Source organism: Acidibrevibacterium fodinaquatile, assembly GCF_003352165.1.
Lineage (GTDB): Bacteria > Pseudomonadota > Alphaproteobacteria > Acetobacterales > Acetobacteraceae > Acidibrevibacterium > Acidibrevibacterium fodinaquatile.
Map to the genome: position 1 here is coordinate 352,886 of NZ_CP029176.1, position 16,421 is coordinate 369,306.

12 protein-coding genes are annotated in these 16,421 nt (G+C 59.1%); 3 read left to right on the forward strand and 9 right to left on the reverse strand.

The window, feature by feature from the left end; all coding sequences use genetic code 11:
• Positions 1 to 308: 308 nt before the first annotated feature.
• From DEF76_RS01685 to DEF76_RS01710, 6 genes are read right to left on the reverse strand one after another with little or no spacing between them, the layout of a single operon-like run.
• Positions 309 to 2,315 (reverse strand): ATP-binding protein, encoded by a 2,007-nt coding sequence (locus tag DEF76_RS01685; RefSeq protein WP_114910845.1) that lies wholly within the window; start codon positions 2,313 to 2,315, stop codon positions 309 to 311.
• Positions 2,312 to 3,538 carry a GIY-YIG nuclease family protein gene (locus DEF76_RS01690; protein WP_114910846.1) on the reverse strand — a complete coding sequence of 409 codons (1,227 nt, stop codon included), beginning with the start codon at positions 3,536 to 3,538 and terminating at the stop codon, positions 2,312 to 2,314. The genes DEF76_RS01685 and DEF76_RS01690 overlap by 4 nt, the downstream gene beginning before the upstream one ends.
• On the reverse strand, positions 3,531 to 5,591 hold the full coding sequence (locus DEF76_RS01695; RefSeq protein ID WP_162800437.1) for a DEAD/DEAH box helicase: 2,061 nt from the start codon (positions 5,589 to 5,591) through the stop codon (positions 3,531 to 3,533). The genes DEF76_RS01690 and DEF76_RS01695 overlap by 8 nt, the downstream gene beginning before the upstream one ends.
• On the reverse strand, positions 5,588 to 6,364 hold the full coding sequence (locus DEF76_RS01700) for a hypothetical protein (protein WP_114910847.1): 777 nt from the start codon (positions 6,362 to 6,364) through the stop codon (positions 5,588 to 5,590). The genes DEF76_RS01695 and DEF76_RS01700 overlap by 4 nt, the downstream gene beginning before the upstream one ends.
• Positions 6,361 to 9,114, reverse strand: coding sequence for a class I SAM-dependent DNA methyltransferase (locus tag DEF76_RS01705; protein ID WP_114910848.1), 2,754 nt, complete (start codon positions 9,112 to 9,114; stop codon positions 6,361 to 6,363). The genes DEF76_RS01700 and DEF76_RS01705 overlap by 4 nt, the downstream gene beginning before the upstream one ends.
• Positions 9,111 to 9,500 carry a HigA family addiction module antitoxin gene (locus DEF76_RS01710; RefSeq protein ID WP_114910849.1) on the reverse strand — a complete coding sequence of 130 codons (390 nt, stop codon included), beginning with the start codon at positions 9,498 to 9,500 and terminating at the stop codon, positions 9,111 to 9,113. Before DEF76_RS01710 ends, DEF76_RS01705 begins: the two co-directional genes overlap by 4 nt.
• Positions 9,501 to 9,739: 239 nt before the next feature.
• On the opposite strand from DEF76_RS01710, the gene DEF76_RS01715 reads away from it, so the two are divergent.
• Genes DEF76_RS01715 through DEF76_RS01725 form a run of 3 tightly spaced genes read left to right on the forward strand, consistent with a single transcriptional unit; the run spans position 9,740 to position 12,356 of the window.
• Positions 9,740 to 10,996 (forward strand): ATP-binding protein, encoded by a 1,257-nt coding sequence (locus DEF76_RS01715; RefSeq protein ID WP_114910850.1) that lies wholly within the window; start codon positions 9,740 to 9,742, stop codon positions 10,994 to 10,996.
• A 59-nt stretch (positions 10,997 to 11,055) separates the two neighbouring features.
• Entirely contained in the window at positions 11,056 to 11,904 is an 849-nt protein-coding gene (locus tag DEF76_RS01720; RefSeq protein ID WP_114913593.1) for a competence protein CoiA, read from the forward strand.
• Entirely contained in the window at positions 11,901 to 12,356 is a 456-nt protein-coding gene (locus DEF76_RS01725; RefSeq protein ID WP_114910851.1) for a hypothetical protein, read from the forward strand. The genes DEF76_RS01720 and DEF76_RS01725 overlap by 4 nt, the downstream gene beginning before the upstream one ends.
• Positions 12,357 to 12,364: 8 nt before the next feature.
• Here the strand turns inward: DEF76_RS01725 and DEF76_RS19610 are convergent, their stop codons facing one another.
• From DEF76_RS19610 to DEF76_RS01740, 3 genes are read right to left on the reverse strand one after another with little or no spacing between them, the layout of a single operon-like run.
• The gene (locus tag DEF76_RS19610; protein WP_205216070.1) at positions 12,365 to 15,091 is read right to left on the reverse strand and encodes a P-loop NTPase family protein; all 2,727 of its coding nucleotides are present in this window, start codon (positions 15,089 to 15,091) and stop codon (positions 12,365 to 12,367) included.
• 9 nt (positions 15,092 to 15,100) lie between these two features.
• Complete coding sequence (locus DEF76_RS01735; protein ID WP_114910852.1) at positions 15,101 to 15,712, reverse strand: hypothetical protein; 612 nt, start codon at positions 15,710 to 15,712, stop codon at positions 15,101 to 15,103.
• Positions 15,713 to 15,717: 5 nt separating this feature from the next.
• Positions 15,718 to 16,272 carry a hypothetical protein gene (locus DEF76_RS01740; RefSeq protein WP_114910853.1) on the reverse strand — a complete coding sequence of 185 codons (555 nt, stop codon included), beginning with the start codon at positions 16,270 to 16,272 and terminating at the stop codon, positions 15,718 to 15,720.
• Positions 16,273 to 16,421: the final 149 nt, after the last annotated feature.

Sequence of the window (16,421 nt, forward strand, 5' to 3'; positions counted from 1 at the left end):
CTCCTCCAGTCCTCAACCCGTCACGGCGAACCCGGTCCGCACTCTCACTCTAGGGGGGCGTTGCGGGGTGTCCCCGCAGAAGGGGGTGTGTCGGCGACGCCGGCGCCGACCAGGGGGAAGGCTTTCCCCACAAGCCGCTTCTCCGTATCGGCGCAGATTCGTCGTCTAACGCCACCGCAATGGGGGAGCCGCTACGCCCAGGTCTAGCAGGTGAGAGTGGCCTGACGCGCCCCATGGCGCAGACGTCGCGCACTCGCAGGGTGCTGGCCGGCAGGGGCCGCAGTAGGTATTCGTCGGCGATAGCCCGTTCAGTCGATACCGAGCTTGTTGAAGAATATCTTGTTCCGCATTTCCGCGTCGCGGAGCAGCTTCGTCCAGCTAAGCACCTCCATGTAGAGGCTGATGTTGCCGGACCAGTTGAACCATCCCAGGCCATCGGGCATCGGGGTAAAGTTCTTCTCCTTTTGGAGCCAGTCCTTGACCTTTTTGGTGAGGTCGCAGACGACATAGCCGTAGAACGGCGTTGTGTCGTTGACGAGGATGTCGCGGCCGGTTGGGGTCTTGAACTTGCCCTCCCGGATTTGATTGACGTAGCGGATGATCTGCTGAACCGGGTCTTCCTTGGAGGATGGATCGGCAAAATCGTCTCGCTGGGGCTTCTTGAATTCGAAAATCGTAATGGGGTTACTGGACTCATTGTCGCCCCGATACGCCACGCGGCGATTATAGATAGTGATGTCCGTGCGGTCCCCCTTCGCTGATTTAAGGGGTTTGTCAGACGAAACGTAGGACGTAAAATTCAGTCGCTCATCCAGAATCCAAAGATTGTGCGCATCATAGTTCAGTTCCTCAGAGTCCTTTTTGCGCGGCATGATGACGTCATGCACCTCGCCTTCGGATTTGTGTTTGCCGTCGGCTCCGATCTCTAGTGACTTGGAAAAGAGGTCCAGGACGCACTTGCGCATGGAGACGTAGTGAATCAGGTCGTTCTTGCTACTATCGGAAATACTCTCGATCAACTGCGAGATTTTCTCACCGAGCTCATCCGGGTTCTCCGAGTTCAGTAGCGCCGTGACCTGCGTTCTTGTCACTACCTCCTTCTCATATTTCTTCTTTTGGAGATGAAGCTCGATGTCTTGATTTGATGGCCTCATGGGTAGGGCGCTGAAATCCACCTCTTTTGCAAGAATGCGATGCCAGGGCGCGTCATTAGTTACGTACTCGGAGATGCGTACTTCCTTGCGCCTCTTCCTTGCGGCGATCTCCGCGCCCACTACCGACTGCACGATCTCGGAGGCTTTTTGTTCGATGTCGTTCTGGGATATGCCGTTCAACAGATCGGTGTCGGTTTGAAAGCGAAACTCGCCTCGTTCGAGGGACACGTTGTCATTCAGATAGTCGCCGAACACATAGGCTTTGATGACGAAGTTGCGCCCCTTAGCCAAATCCTGATCCGGCCCCGGCTCGAAAAACTCCTCCGCAAATTCGGGAATGTATGATTCGAGTGGATTATCCGTCACTTCCCGCCGGTGCGCGACAAGGCTCACCTTGCTCTTCGCCGTTCGCGGCGCGAAGAATTTGAATACGCGGACCTGAAAGGTCTTTTCATCTTCATTCGCCGATAACGAGAACGTGCCGTCGTCCACCTTCATTTCGACGATCTGGCTGTTCTCCTTACCCAGGTAATCATTGAGGGAGACGGTATCGGACGGCTTATTGGCGTCCCGAATCACCACGCGCGGGCAGGCGCGTTCCTTATCCACGAAATAGGGCAGCAGCCGTTCCACCACGACCCGGCTGATCGTTTCCAGCTTCTTGTCGGGAACCCTTACCGATTTGATGCCGGAAATCTCGACGGTCGCGCCTGTCGCCTGCGCTTGAGACAGGCCTTCCTTCTCGTCAACGATGATGTCCTTGTCCAAACCCATCCTGAAAGAACGCTCACGGAAGGTGTCACCTTCGGCGAAAGTGCTAGATACCTTCACCCGGTCGAAGTATTTCAGGCAAGTGAAGCGGCCAAAACCTTTGCCGCCGTCCGCAATCTTTTGTTCGGTGTAGAGGGTGTCGAAGGCGTCACGGTTGCTCTTGGTGAAGCCTATGCCGTTGTCCTTGACCACGAAGCCGTCGACGTCCTCAAGGCGGTCGAGTACGTCGGCCTGCCCGTTTCGGAGAACTTCGATTTGAACCAAACCGTTCGGTATGCCCTTCGCGTCGATGGCCTGAATCCCATTTACGACCAGCTCGACCAGCGGCGTGTAGATATTGGTGCCGGAACGGATGTTCTCGACCAACCGCCTGACGTTGACATTGCTCATGTCAATTTTCCCAGAGGTGGTAGCGCGCCGCGTTCTACGAGCCGGGCGGTATTCGGGCTATAGACGTAATCGGTGATCGTGCCGTCCTTGATCCGGTTTACCGCCTCATCGATGGCGAACAAGGGCACCAGAAACCATTCTTTCGGCACGATTGGCCGACCAAGGCGATCCATGACCTCGACGTCGAGGCGCGCCCCGCCAAAGACCCTGTGGATCAAGAATTCGAGCTTGGCCCGGTTGATATTGTAGAGTTCGTAAGTCGCAACGATCTCGACATCTGCCATGAGGTAGGTTGGATCGAGCCGAGCGTTAGCGATGCGCCGCTCGACGCTACCACCCGTCACGCCGATCTTATGCAGGATTTCGCGGTTCGCCGCGACCAGGGGGTGGTCGGACTTGCTCCGCAACACGTAGATCGTGCCGCTGGCCTGATCACCATCGCCAGTCTGCTCGTCGAATAACGGGCCGGCGCTGGGCTCGGTAATACGTCGACCAGCGTCATCCTTGTAGAGGGCGCGCTGCAGCGATCGCAGCAGCAGGTCGCTCTCGGTGCCATTGGAATAGATCACCCGGAGCCGCGCGTCGGTTTCGCCATTCGGCGCCTTTATCGGCTCTCCAACCTCCGCCACATAAGCAGTCTGGCCGCCAAGGATGAAGAATTGCCCGGCCTGAATGTCGGCTTTCAGGAAACCCGCATCCTTGACGAAGGGTCTTGTGGTCCGGCGCCCGCTCTCAAGATCGGCCTGCACGTGCAGGAATAGGGGTTTGAATCTCTCGAAATCCGCGCACTTCTCGCGGCTCGCGATTTCTTCGGCATCGCGCTTCTCCGCACTGGTGCGCACATGGCGCAGCTTGGTGATCTCGGATGAACCGGCCGCGCCCTCCAGTTCGGCGAGCAGCTCGTCCTCATCCATCGAGTCAGCGGGCGGGCCAGACGACGCCATGGGCGCACATGTAATCAGTCCCTGGTGATCAAACTGTGTGAGAAGGGACCGGCATTCTTCGAGCGCGCGCAGTCGGTCGAGCCGCACGGCGTAGAGCCGTTCGAATATATCGCCATCCTCGCCGTGGTGCGGAGCGTGGCCGTTTTTCTCGACAAAGCGCTGAATCTCCTCAAAACCCGCGATGATGCGCTCCTCCCGGGGCGAACGGCCGCCCTTCTTTTCAGGTTGCGCGAAATCGTCGAGCTCCGCACGCAGTTCATCTAGGTCGAGATCACTCATAGCGGCCCTCATCCTTGAAGCGGACGAACGCTGCGGCGCCTTCAGCCAGGTGCTTTTCCCAAGCGTCGGCCGAGCTGATCGACGGCAGACGCCCGCGCTCCCGCTTGAACTCGACGGCGCGCTTGGCGATCACCTTCGCCTCCTCGGGCGTCAGGCTGGTGCGCTTGGCGGCGATCGCCGCGGCGACCTGCTTCAAGCTTTCCTCGCTCATCGTCTTGGCGAGGATCGCATAGGCCTCCCCGAACGGATTGATCCGGTCGATCAGGTCGATGTCCAACTCGCGCACGTCCATCGCGAACTTGCGCACGCCATCGACAAAGGCGGTATTCGCGCTCTCCTCGCCGAGCGAGCTGCCCGCCGCGACTTCCTTCGCCTTCTGGGTCAGATTCAACGCCGCCACAGCATGCTGCCGCACGGCCTCCTGATCCTCGGCGTCGAGATGCGGGAACTTGTCCTTGATGATCTTACCCATGCGCACCTGGGTCAGTTCCTCAGGGACAAGTTCCTCGTCGAAGAGGCCGCGCTCGATCGTCGTCTTATCCTGCACGAAGGCCGCGATCACCTCGTTCAGGTCTTCTTGGCAGATCCGCGTCGCTTCCTCGCTCTTGGGCGTAGCCAGGCCCTTGATCTCGATCTGGAACTTGCCGGATTCCTCGTTGAAGCCGACGTTGCACTTATTCGGATCGTAGCCGCCCTCGCCATAGTCAAAGCCCGGCGTCGGCTCGTTTTGCGGATTCTTCGGCTTGAACTCGAAGCGAGGGGCCAACACCTGCTCCATTAGCAGGCTCGCCGCGATCGCTTTCAGTGTGTCGTTCACCGCTTCGGTCACGATGTCGTCGGCGGCGGCAGGCTCGGCAATCAGGTTTGAGAAGCGGGCGCGGGTCTTGCCCGGGGCATCACGGGTGGCACGACCGATGATCTGCACGATCTCGGTCAGGCTGGAGCGGTAGCCAACCGTCAGCGCATGTTCGCACCAGATCCAGTCGAAGCCTTCCTTCGCCATGCCCAGCGCGATGATGATGTCGACGTGATCGCGGTTGTTCTTCTGCGTAGGGTCTTTCAGCGCGGCGGACACGCGATCCCGCTTGGCTGGATCGTCATCGACCAGATCGGCAATACGTAGGATCTGGCCTTCCGGCGTCTTGACCAGTTGGAATCCGGTGGCCGGATCGGTCCCTTGCCAGGCGCCCAGCTCCTCGATGATGTGCTCCACCTCCTTGATCTTGTCCTTCGTGCTCTCGCGCGAATTGACGTTCGGGATGTGGATGATCGTCTTCTCGGCGGGGTTCAGAACCTTCAGAATATCGTCGGCGTAGGAATCCGAATAGAAGAAATAGCCGATGTCGAGCTGCTTCAGATATTGATAGCCGTTGAGCTGCTCATAATAGGTGTAGGTGACGCTCTCGAACTTGCCTTCGTCCTGCGGCGCCAGCACCGCCTCGGCGTCGCCCCGGAAGTAGGATCCGGTCATTGCGACGATATGCACGCGGTCACGGGTGATAAAATCGCCCAGATGGATGCCGAGCTTGTTGTCGGGATTAGCCGAGACGTGGTGGAACTCGTCTACCGCGATCAGCCGATCATCGAAAGCTCCGACCCCGAACCTGTCGACGGCAAAGCGGAATGTCGCATGGGTGCAGACCAGTACCTTGTCGTCGGTTTCAAGGAACGCGCCGAGCGAATTGACTTTGCCGCCATTGTCATTTCCGGGCGCGTCGCAGAGATTCCATTTCGGCTCGACGTGCCAGTCCGCCCAGAAGCCGTGCTTGCTCAGCGGCTCATCATGAAAGCTTGAGCCGATGGACTTTTCCGGCACGACGATGATGGCCTGTTTGACGTCCTGGTTAGTGAGCTTGTCGAGCGCGATGAACATCAGTGCGCGGCTCTTACCCGAGGCCGGCGGCGACTTGATCAGCAGATATTGCTCCCCCCGCTTTTCAAAGGCGCGCTCTTGCATCGGCCGCATGCCGAACTCATTGGCCTTGGTCGAGCTGCCGTTGCTGGCATAGGAAACCGAAACGGACGGGACTGATTTTGGCTTGTTGTCGATCATTGCTTGCTCGCCTGTTTGTGGCCGGTGCGGTCTTTCAGGATGGCCTTGCCAAACCAGTCGGGCACGTCATTGACCTTTGACTCAAATATGTTTTCCGGCACCGCTTGCCAGAACGCGACGATCCCATCTGAAAATGCCTGAAACTGCTTGTCACTCACCTTTAGATGCGTGTGATCGCGATACTCCACGCTTGAGAATGCAGCGCCGTGAAACGGGTCATCGAGATATTCAGGATACTTTTGCTTAAGATCCTCAAGTGACTTTCCCTTGCCGTGCTTATAGACGTTAACTACAAGACGGCAGGCATCGAGCATTTTGAAGTAGTTTGCGCCACCGATCGGCCATCCAATGCTTTCCAACAATTCGGCGATCTGCACGAAATCAGCCGACCACACTTTCTGCGCAGCGGCGTCACCTCGGTGCCAATGCTGAATTTCTCGAACTAGCCAATCGCGCAATTGCTTGTCCCATTCATGGAACATGCCCGCGACGACGCTCAAGCGCGTTTGGTCTCGCATGTCGCTGAGGAGGGCATAGAACTCGATGCCGGCATCGTTGGCAGCTTCGTAGAAGTCGCCGGGGTCATGCCGATCAGGATCAAAACGTCCGCTGCTCCGCTGAAGCCATTCTTCGGCAGCCTTGTCGGCTTCGGCCTCGATGTCTTCAAACTGCGAGAGCAAGCGCTTTCTCGCCTGTTCGACATAGAAGAGATGGCCGGCAATCAGAGACTGTCGAAATGGACCCCACATCTGGAACAACACATAGTCGCTCATGATGTTGCCGCCATACGCGTTCTGGTTGCTTTGCTCGATCCTGTCGTCATTTTGATGTAAAGGTCGAACAACTTTTCGAGTCGTTCAGTGTCGTTCTTGAACCGACGGCCGATATAGATGCGCTCGAGTACCTCGTCGTTACGGTCGTGAGCTGCACGGAGGTCGTCGGGCATGGTCGCTGGATCATAAAGCTCGGCGATCGTCGCTGGGAAATGTGCCTCTCGGGCCAGGAGGATATTTTCGGCGCAGCGAGTGAGATCAACTTTGTTCTTATCAGTCAATATCGGTAGCGGAAACGTATTCCAGCCGAGATTGCTAGCGTAGCGCAGTCGCGTTTCCAGCTTTCCACATATCGTCGAGACCCACGTCAAATGGAGCTTTGAACTCAGCACCGACAGATCGACTAGCGTGGGATCGTAAATTGCGTGACCGAGATGTGTTATTATAGCGTCACTTCCCAGATACCCAACTGGCAAGTACTCTCTGCGCTCCGATGATACCTGCGGTACAAGTATTTGGCAGTTCTTTGCTTCGTGCCGATACCTGAATTGGTGAGGTCGAGAAATTAATGTCTTGGCGACATCGCCACCAGTCTCGCGATAGGAGCGCACGGATGCAATGCGAGGAGCCACGGCAGGATGCGAGGCCGCGAAGTCGAGTTCGTCGTCGTTAAACCAAAGGCAAAACCGCAAAATGCCATCAATGAACTCCGACGTGCCCAAGACAGACCGAATATTGCCGCTGATTTCTTGGAAGCTGCCTCTAAGTGCTTGGGCCTCGCGGCTATCAAGAAAAAGGTGGCCGCCGTCGTATGCAGCGTTGCCAGTGATCATCTTGGAGAGTCCAGAAATCGGCTTCGTTTCCGACTGCACGATCCGATCCGGTCCCTCGACGAGATAGGGACTGATATTGGACACTTCGCGCCGCGTAGTTCCGTTGTAGATGTATTTGGGACCCGGCTTACGTACTCTCAGACCCAAAATTGTGCAGGAAACGCCGGCGTTGTTCGCCGCGTTGTTCGCCCATTTGAATGGTGCGTATGCAAATTCCAGCTCGCAATTGGCCCGGAAAACCTCTGGCCAGAGCACGGGGACATGGGTGCCTTGATTGATCGAATTAGTAGTAACCAATGCAGCCTTGTCAAAAGAATCTATGAATCTGCAGGCTTTAACAAAGAACCCGCATACGTAGTCTAAGTTTTTATGCTGCCCTTCGGAAAAAATGGCCGCGAGGTCGCTTTTCTGTTCAGCACTTTGTTTCTTTCCGCCGATGTACGGCGGATTTCCGCAAATGTAAGTCTCGCCGCCCTCATTCTCGAAATCGATCTGCGCCTGATTGAGCGGCGTATGAAATAGGTCGTCGGCGTGGTGCCTCACGCCCGTTCCTGTCGGCGGGCAGATGCTCAGCCAATCGAGCCGCAGGGCGTTGCCGCAGGTGATCCAGTTCTGCGCATCAAGCGGCAGGAAATCTCGCAGGGCCTCTTTCTGGCCGCGATAGAGCACATCGCACTGGTATTCGGCGATAATGAGCGCCAAGCGCGCGATCTCGGCCGGAAAATCGCGCAGTTCGATCCCGCGAAAATTTGTCAGCGGAATTTCTGTGCGCCGATCGGCCTCATCGCGGCGGCGACTAATCTCCGCCTCGATAGCCCGCATCTCCTTGTAGGCGATGACAAGGAAATTGCCCGAACCGCAGGCCGGATCGAACACGCGGATCTTAGACATGCGCTTGCGCAGGTTGAGCAACATGCGCCCATTCTCGCCAGCTTCATCCAGCTTCTCACGGAGATCATCCAGAAAGAGCGGGTTCAGCACCTTCAGAATGTTCGGAACGCTGGTGTAGTGCATGCCGAGCGTGCCGCGCTCGTCATCATCGGCCACCGCCTGGATCATCGACCCGAAGATGTCCGGGTTGATCTTCTTCCAATCAAGGCTGCCGATGTGCAGCAGGTAAGATCGCGCGATGCGGCTGAAGCGCGGCACATCGGTGCTGCCGGAAAACAGTCCGCCGTTCACATAGGGAAAGCCCTCGGCCCAGCGCGGAACGCCGGCGGCGGCGCGCTCCTCCGTCTTGGTGTTCATCGCTCGAAATAGCGTGCTGATCACCTCATGCGTGTTGGCCGAATCCTTCGCGCTCATCGTCTCAACGGCCGACGTGAAGGCGCGAGTGCCGTTGAATATCTCGGTGTCCTCCGCGAAGAAGCAGAAGATCAGCCGCGCCATGAAGTGGTTCATGTCGTGTCGGCGCTGCGCGGTGCCCCACTCTGGATTGTCCTTCAGCAACTCGACGTAGAGCCGGTTAAGACGGCTCGTTGCGCGAATGTCGAAAGAGCTTTCGCGGACCTGCTTGACCGTGGTGATCCCCGCCAGCGGAAGGAAGAAGCCGAAGTGGTTCGGGAAATCGGCATAGGTGCAGGAGATCGGCGCGTCGTCGGTCGTGAGATCTTCGGCCTCGAACAGATCGCCATCCGTGGCGAGCACAAAGCGCGCCTTTGCCCGCACCGTCGCCGGGCTGGCCTTCAACGCCGCGAGCGTCCGCGTGACCTCGCCGGGTTTGCAAACGGCGATGTGGATGTTGTTCGTCTGAAGCACGCCGCCCAGATCGGACTTGTTGGACTCGCCCTTGCGCAGGCGCTTGAGCGTGGTTTCCTTATTCCCGAAGGCTTCAAGGAACGCATACGGAAACTCGTCAGCGTCGAAAGGCCGCTCCGCCAGTGCCGAAATGGCCTCTTCGATTTCGACCGCGTTCATTCGTTCTCCCCGCTTTCCGTGGTCGGCACACGGAAAGGCTCGACCTTGATCTTGTTCGCTCGCCGCATGACCTCGGCCAGCTCAAAATCGAGCTGCCGAAGCAGCCATTCGCGCGCTGAAGTGCCGAACGCCTTCTCCAGCCGAACAGCCATCTCCGGCGAGATTCCCGACCGGGCGTTCAGCAAATTGCTGAGCGTCTGTCGATCAACACCAAGGATTCGCGCGGCGTCGGTCACGCTCAACCCGTTCTTTTCAATACAATCCTGCCGGACTGTCGTTCCTGGGTGCATCGCCTGTCGATTCGCATTAGCCCTAACGGCACGAACGTATAGTGATAATCGACACTCGACAAGCGGCGCGGAGTATTTCCGACAAAATCGCCACATCCTTCTGCCCTATCTTACGTAGCCGGTGATCGTGCCATCCGACGGCCTACTGCGAAGGATGCGCATCAGCAGTGCCAGCCTCCCCGCAGAAGGGGTGCGTCGGTGACTGCGGCGCCGACCGGGGGAAGGCTTTCCCCTCCAGGCCTTCCAGATCGCGGCCCCGTAACTTCCAATTAGCGGACCATTGACTCCCAATCAGCCGGGCCCGATAGTTCCAATCTTCCGGATTCGGAGATGGCATGTTCGAGCGGTTTGTGGAGCGACGGGCGGAGGAAGCCCTGTCTGATACGCCGGTGGTCCTGATCGTAGGGCCGCGCCGTGCCGGCAAGACCACGCTTGTCCGAAAAATGGGAGAAGCCGGGCGGACCTATATCACGCTCGACGATCAAACGGTCCTTGAGGCCGCCCAGTCCGATCCCGCTGGCTTCATCCGCGGCCTCGATCGGGCCATTATCGACGAAGTCCAGCGCGCGCCTGACCTGCTGCTGGCCATCAAGAAGACAGTCGATGAGGACTATCGGCCGGGTCGCTTCCTGCTCACCGGCTCGGCGAACGTCCTGACCTTGCCGCGCGTCGCCGACAGCCTAGCCGGTCGGATGGAGACCATCCAGATGCTGCCGCTCGCAAGGGCTGAGGTCGAAGGCCGGACGCCGACTTTCCTGGAGCATCTCTTCGCAGGAAAGCTCCGGAGCCAGCGGGACGCAATCCTGGGCGACGATCTTGTCCAGATTGTCCTGCTCGGCGGTTTCCCCGAAGCGATCAGCCGCGGCAGCGAGCGCCGGCGGCAGGACTGGTCGAGGTCCTATCTCACGTCGGTGCTGACGCGCGATCTGCGGGACATCGCTGACGTCGAGAAGCTGACGGAACTTCCGAAATTCGTAAGGCTGTTGGCCGAGCACTCCGGCCAGTTGGTCAACTATTCGCAGTTCGGCGCCGGCATCAACGTCAGCCACAAGACGGGGCAGCGTTATGTCGGGCTGCTTGAGCAGGTGTTCCTGATCGCAACGGTGCAACCATGGTTCACGAATGCCCTGAAACGCATCGTCAAGACGCCGAAGCTACACTTCCTCGATTCCGGCCTACTGGCGACCGTGCGTGGGCTCTCCTTCGACAGGGTAAAGGCGGATCGCAGCACGTTCGGCGCGCTGCTCGAAAGCTTCGTGTTCGCGGAGATTCTGAAGCTGATGACGGCTTCGGACCTGCGGCTGACGCCTCACCATTTTCGGGATCGGGACGGGCGCGAGGTGGACATCGTGCTGGAACGCGATGACGGGATGATCGCAGGCATCGAGGTCAAGGCGAGCGCGACGGTCAAGGCCGGTGATTTCGGCGGCCTACGAGCCTTGGCCGAGGCGTGCGGAGACCGCTTTGCCTTCGGAGTCGTCCTCTACGACAGCCCGGATGTCGTGCCGTTCGGCGACAGGCTGGCGGCAGCGCCATTGTCGAGCCTTTGGAACGGAGAGATGCGGACGAACAAGGCAAGCCAACTGAAGTAGGCGCCAAAAAGGGAGACCGATGCTGACCCAGGGTCAGAATGGCGGAGATGGGAGCGGGCATGCAGTACGCGTTGGTGGATGGTGAACGAAAGGAGGCCTTTCCAGGCGGAACGGGGAGCTGTCCGACCTGCGCCGCCGCTATGGTCGCCAAGTGCGGCCCGCGCATCATCCATCATTGGGCACACCGCGGCCGCCGCAACTGCGATCCTTGGTGGGAGAATGAGACGGAGTGGCATCGGGAATGGAAGAACCGTTTCCCCGAGGACTGTCGGGAAATCTCGCACACCGCGCCTGACGGCGAAATCCACCGCGCAGACATCAAAACGCCGACCGGCATTTATATCGAGGTCCAGCATTCGAGCATGACGGATGCCGAACGGGAGTCGCGGGAGGCATTTTATCAGAACCTCGTCTGGGTGATCGACGGCACGCCATTCCGGAAGAATTTCGACATCTACCACATGTTGCCGGACCCGGCCTCTGAGCTTGCTCGGGATCTTGTTTGGGCGAAGGCGGCTCGCCACATGGCTGGCGCGAATTGCGGGATCTTCTTCCGGGTGTCGGCCAATCAGGAGCACTATCCCGGCGTGACGAAGGCCACGCTGCGCAGCGGCTTGATCGAAAGCCTTGAACGGATCCGGCCCGAGGTCGAGGCGAGCTATCGGGGACATCATCAATATGACTGGGTGCGCCCGCGCCAGACCTGGCTGGATGCGAAATGCCCGGTCTACATCGACTTTGGCGATGAGTGGCTGGCCCGGCTTGAGGTATATGATGAGACCGAACTCAGATGCATCCGTCTGGTCGCCAAGCAGAAGTTTGTCCACGACGTAATGACAGAGACGCGGGGACTGGACATCGACACTCGGTTTTATCCAATCTCTCAGACTAGCATCGAGATACCGTGACACAGGACATCACGCCACAAGAGGCGATGCAACGCCTTGAACAGCATTTCGGCGGTCGCGAGGGAATGCTCACCCATACGCTTACTATGCTATCGACATCCGGGCAGCCGACGGATGTCACATTCTATCGGCGGAAACCGATATTGGATGTCGGGGTCAGCACAAAGCTCGGCGCTGCACGGCTCTACGGGCTCGAAAGCCAGTTGCCACGCTTGCTCAAGCGTATTGAGTTTTCAAACGGCGTTGTCGCAAGCCTAGGAGAGATCTGGACCGTCAATCCGATGCCGATGGACGGCTTTTCCCCGGAGGAGTTGGCTGCGGTAGACCTTGCCCAAGGCGAGGAGCGACAGGGGCCGCAAGGGGAAACGCTTCGGAAGATGATCCGAAAGACCTATCATTGCAAAAGCCGGAAAGAGACCGACTACTTTTTGCGGCGATGGATCGCATCCTAGAACCTGAGCTATGTGGCTGGCCCGCCGAGTTTGGGCGGCATCTGCCACTGCGGCGGCGGGGGATTATCCTTTAGATGGGCGATTAGCGCTCGTTGATTTCGTAATTCCCATTGGCCGCGAGCGTCCAACCCGCTCTCATAGGGTGCTAGCCGGGTCATCTCAGCATCGGCCGCATCGAACGCTCCGCAATAAGCGAGGACTACGGCGTACTGGCTGCGCACAGGGATAACCCGGCCGGCGAGCTTCAAATCCATGATGGTCGGCATGAGGTTTCGCTCGATCACGTCGCGGGCGCCGACGTAGTCGTTTCGACCGATGAAGTCGTCAACGAGTTCTTGGCCGACTCTCACGAAGGAATCCAGCGATTGAGCCATCGAGTAGAACTTCATCGCGTGGATTGGGGCTAGGCCGGGGTTGTTTCCGGTCGCCTTCACCGCCTTGGATTGGAGATCGAGCGAGTCAGCGAGATGTTTCAAGTCGTCGGTGTGGTTCTCGCCTTTGAGCAGGGGGAAAATCTTGTCGGGGTTGTTCCCCATCACGTCGGCTAACCTGAGTCCGAGCAGGTCATAATATTCGGCGATCAGATCGAGGGTGCCAGAGACGCACTCGTCCATCATGCCGAGTTCGAAAAGGGCGTGTGCATAATTGTATTTTGCGACCCTGAGGTGCTGTGGCGTTTGCGGCAGCACGCGGCTCAGCTCGCTCATAATTCTCTTCACGGTCGCGACGTCCTTGTCGCGTGCTGCAAAGACCATTCGTTTCATGCCGACGGCGAGGCGTTCGGACTGACCGAGATTGTTGGCTTTGATCAGTTCATCCATACGATCGAGCTTGCTACGGATGTCCGTATCGTCGCCGTCCTTGAAATGCGCGAAGACGAGCCCATCGAGGGCCCAAAACCGATCTTCGGCCGCAATGTCGGGAGACGCAGCCGCCTCGGTCAGAAAGGCGGAAATCTCATCCATGTAGCCGAGCTCATGGAACAGCTCGTCCGTTGCCATTTCGACCAACGGCTTCACATTGCCCAAGGCCACAAACATGCGCAGCAATAGGAATACTCGCTGACGATCATGCTCTTTGGGCAGCGCGACCATCACGAGGTCACGGATGGCCTCCTGCGCTGTCTTGACCGCTGGAGACCCGCAAACGTTGAGGAACGCGCGTCCGAGCGGCCGGATAGCGTCGTGGATCTTGAAGCGGTCGACACCGAAGATCTGGATCGAGCCGCTTGAGCGAAGCCGGCGAAACGCGGCCGCCGCGTCGGCGGACGCTATGCCGAACGTCCGCTGCAGTACGGTGGTGGCTTCGGCCTGGGCGAGCGGGACATCGCTGAGGCTGAGCGCCGCAACAGCACGCCGCTCATTGTCATTGAAAGTGTCGAACACGTCCGCGAGGATGAGTTCCTGCGCCGTCTCGACAATGTGCGTCCGCTCTTCAAGCGCCGTGCACAAACGGTCGACACTTCCATCATAGGAATCAGCGGCAATCTTCAGCGCATTCTGAACGTAGAGCGGCAGACCCGCGGTGAGCTTCAGCAATCGCTCATAGTCTGCGAAGTCGCCGCGACATCCGAGCGATGCGCCTTCTACCGCCGCAGTTTCGTTGGACCAACCGAGCAGTCGCTCTGCTGATATGCCGAGCGTGGCTTCAAGTCGTGCGATCGACGGGCTCGGTTGAGCGAGCAGGACGAAGCGCAGTTGCTGGGACGCTCCAATGAGGGATGCGATGTCGCCAGGGGCAACACGGTGGGCGTTGTCGAGGACGACGGTCGCGGTGAGACCGTCGTCCGCGAGGTGGCGACCGATTGCGAAGAGGACCTCCGTCCCGCTAGCTCCAGGCAAGAGAATTTCCCCGAGGGTGCCGCCGCGCGAGCCGAACATTCGGGCGGCCAACTCGCGCGCGACGGCGCTCGCCAGCGCGGGGCCTGAGATGTCCGCAACATCGTAATAGGCCAGCCTGTCGGTTGCATGCAGAGCCGTTTGCGACACCCAGGACGTTTTGCCAGCGCCAGAGAAGCCGACAACGAGCCGCACCTGGTGCGCGCTGGCGAGCGCCGGCTCCTGCTCCTGGGGCCGGTATCGCAGAGGCGGCGCCGGGAAGTCGTGAAGTTGCACGACAAGCTGTTCGAAGAGGTCAGGAAGGGCGTCGACCACGAATGTGTGGTTGGGGTTTGGCTCGATTCCTGCTGAAGCCGCTAAGATCCGGCCCGCGAGTTTCCAAACGAGCGTCTCCGGCGCCAAGACCGAGAACGGGAGTGTCTCTGCCGCTGCTCGGCATGCTTCGAAGGCCTCGCCAATAGTTTCCCACGGTTCGGGAAGCGCAGCGTCTGGGGAGGCACACCCCGGATGCACGAGAGCAACGTCGGCGGGCCACGCGGAATTTTTGGCGCGCTCGGCCAGGTCGGGGCCCAGTGCCGTATTTGAGACGATAACGAACTGGCAAGCGCCGCTTCGCCGGCCCGCGAGGTGTTCTGCCCGAATTTCATCGAACCGCGTGAGCGCGCCCTCGATATCACTGAATATGAGGCGTGATCCGCGGGTTTTTATCTGCGCGTAGATGCGCCTGTCGGGAAGCACCACTTCAACGTCTTCGTCGTTCTCGACGACGATATGCGTGACGCCCGAACGTGCGGCGCGGAACAAGCAGGCAGCCGCGTAGAGGTGCTGGTAGAGGAAGCCACGATGAACAGCTTCGATCCGAGCGAGCTGGCGAGCGTCTAGGTTGAAGGTCTCCATGCCGCCCCTCTATTGCACTTGGAGAGGCTGGAAGCGGAATTCCGCGACCGAGGCGAGGCCTTCGAACTCGGCGATGTAATGCCGGTAGGCGAAGTTGATAAGGTCTCTCACCAACTCAAGAAGGCCACCCGTCGGCAGTCCATCAAACGGGTCGCCATGGGCCAGCGAGTTTCGACGCTCGGCGAGAGTGGGATGTGTCTCGCCCGTCAATTGACCGATCGCAGTTCCTCCACAGCGCACGACCATCGGAATTTGCGCGTCGGTCAGGCCGTCGGAATCGACCATGAATTTGAGGAGCGCCGCAAAGCTTCGCTTGTTCTTCGAGATGCGTCCTCCGTACCGATCCATCAGCGCCAACTCTAGGGCGATCAGGGCTGCAAGCTCGCCTGCCTTCAAGACACTGAAGTCGACCCAGCCCAGCAGGTAGAGGGTCTGCGCCCGGGCAAACTTTGCTCGCACGATCTCGGGAATGCGCGTGTCGATGCCCAGACTCGCGACGAAGGCACGCCAATCGGCAGCCTTCTCAAATTGGATGAATCCGCCCGCACTGCCCTCTGTCGGCCATGCGAGCAACAACGCCTCGTCCCGGTCGCTGAGCGTGATGTGAAGGTGATCCGCCATCGCGTTCACGCACGCCGCAACATCCGCTCGATGCGCATGCGCTGATAGCCGTGCGCATGCACATGCTGGCGGAGCTGGCGGATATCACGGACACCGAAGGCAACTGACGCCTTCAAAGGGCTCGAGAAGGTAGCATAGAAGGACCACCGGGCATCAGCTGGCAGCGGGGCGTTCTGCCGTCGATCAGTGATGACTACGTCGCGCGGGTCACTGGCGTTGCGGAAAGCATGGAAGGTGATCCAATCGGGGCGCCGGTAGCGCGCCGCTTTACTGAAGGGCACCGACTGGACCTTCACATCGGCCTGATCGAGGACCCAGTCACGCTGCTCCAAAATCTGACGCACCATGTGGCCGACCATCTGCTTAACGCGATCGGCCAACACCTCCTCACGAAACTGGTCGAGCAGGTGCTCCTCGATACCTTCGACGGCCGGTTTGCCGAGCTGAGAGGCGGTCTCCAAGCGCGCAACATTCTCGGCCTCGGTCAGGAACGCCCAGATGCGCTGGCCCAACTCGGTCTCATAGAGTGACGCGAATTTCTCGGGATTATAGGCAAACATGACGGGGCCTCCTTTACCGGGCAAATATGGCCGGTTATAAGTGCCTGTCAATGGTTGCGCGCAGGGTCTAAGCACAGGGAGCCAATGCGGTAGGGCATGGCCGCGCTGCGGTGAGCCTGCGTCGAAGCGACCGAGCAAAGACGGTGTCG

Excerpts from the sequence above, each read along its gene's own strand:
- DEF76_RS01695 (WP_162800437.1), bottom strand. The coding sequence starts at position 5,591 with ATGATCGACAACAAGCCAAAATCAGTCCCGTCCGTTTCGGTTTCCTAT.
- DEF76_RS01700 (WP_114910847.1), bottom strand. The coding sequence starts at position 6,364 with ATGAGCGACTATGTGTTGTTCCAGATGTGGGGTCCATTTCGACAGTCT.
- DEF76_RS19610 (WP_205216070.1), bottom strand. The coding sequence starts at position 15,091 with ATGGAGACCTTCAACCTAGACGCTCGCCAGCTCGCTCGGATCGAAGCT.
- DEF76_RS01685 (WP_114910845.1), bottom strand. The coding sequence starts at position 2,315 with ATGAGCAATGTCAACGTCAGGCGGTTGGTCGAGAACATCCGTTCCGGC.
- DEF76_RS01710 (WP_114910849.1), bottom strand. The coding sequence starts at position 9,500 with ATGTGGCGATTTTGTCGGAAATACTCCGCGCCGCTTGTCGAGTGTCGA.
- DEF76_RS01740 (WP_114910853.1), bottom strand. The coding sequence starts at position 16,272 with ATGTTTGCCTATAATCCCGAGAAATTCGCGTCACTCTATGAGACCGAG.
- DEF76_RS01705 (WP_114910848.1), bottom strand. The coding sequence starts at position 9,114 with ATGAACGCGGTCGAAATCGAAGAGGCCATTTCGGCACTGGCGGAGCGG.
- DEF76_RS01720 (WP_114913593.1), top strand. The coding sequence starts at position 11,056 with ATGCAGTACGCGTTGGTGGATGGTGAACGAAAGGAGGCCTTTCCAGGC.
- DEF76_RS01690 (WP_114910846.1), bottom strand. The coding sequence starts at position 3,538 with ATGAGTGATCTCGACCTAGATGAACTGCGTGCGGAGCTCGACGATTTC.
- DEF76_RS01715 (WP_114910850.1), top strand. The coding sequence starts at position 9,740 with ATGTTCGAGCGGTTTGTGGAGCGACGGGCGGAGGAAGCCCTGTCTGAT.
- DEF76_RS01735 (WP_114910852.1), bottom strand. The coding sequence starts at position 15,712 with ATGGCGGATCACCTTCACATCACGCTCAGCGACCGGGACGAGGCGTTG.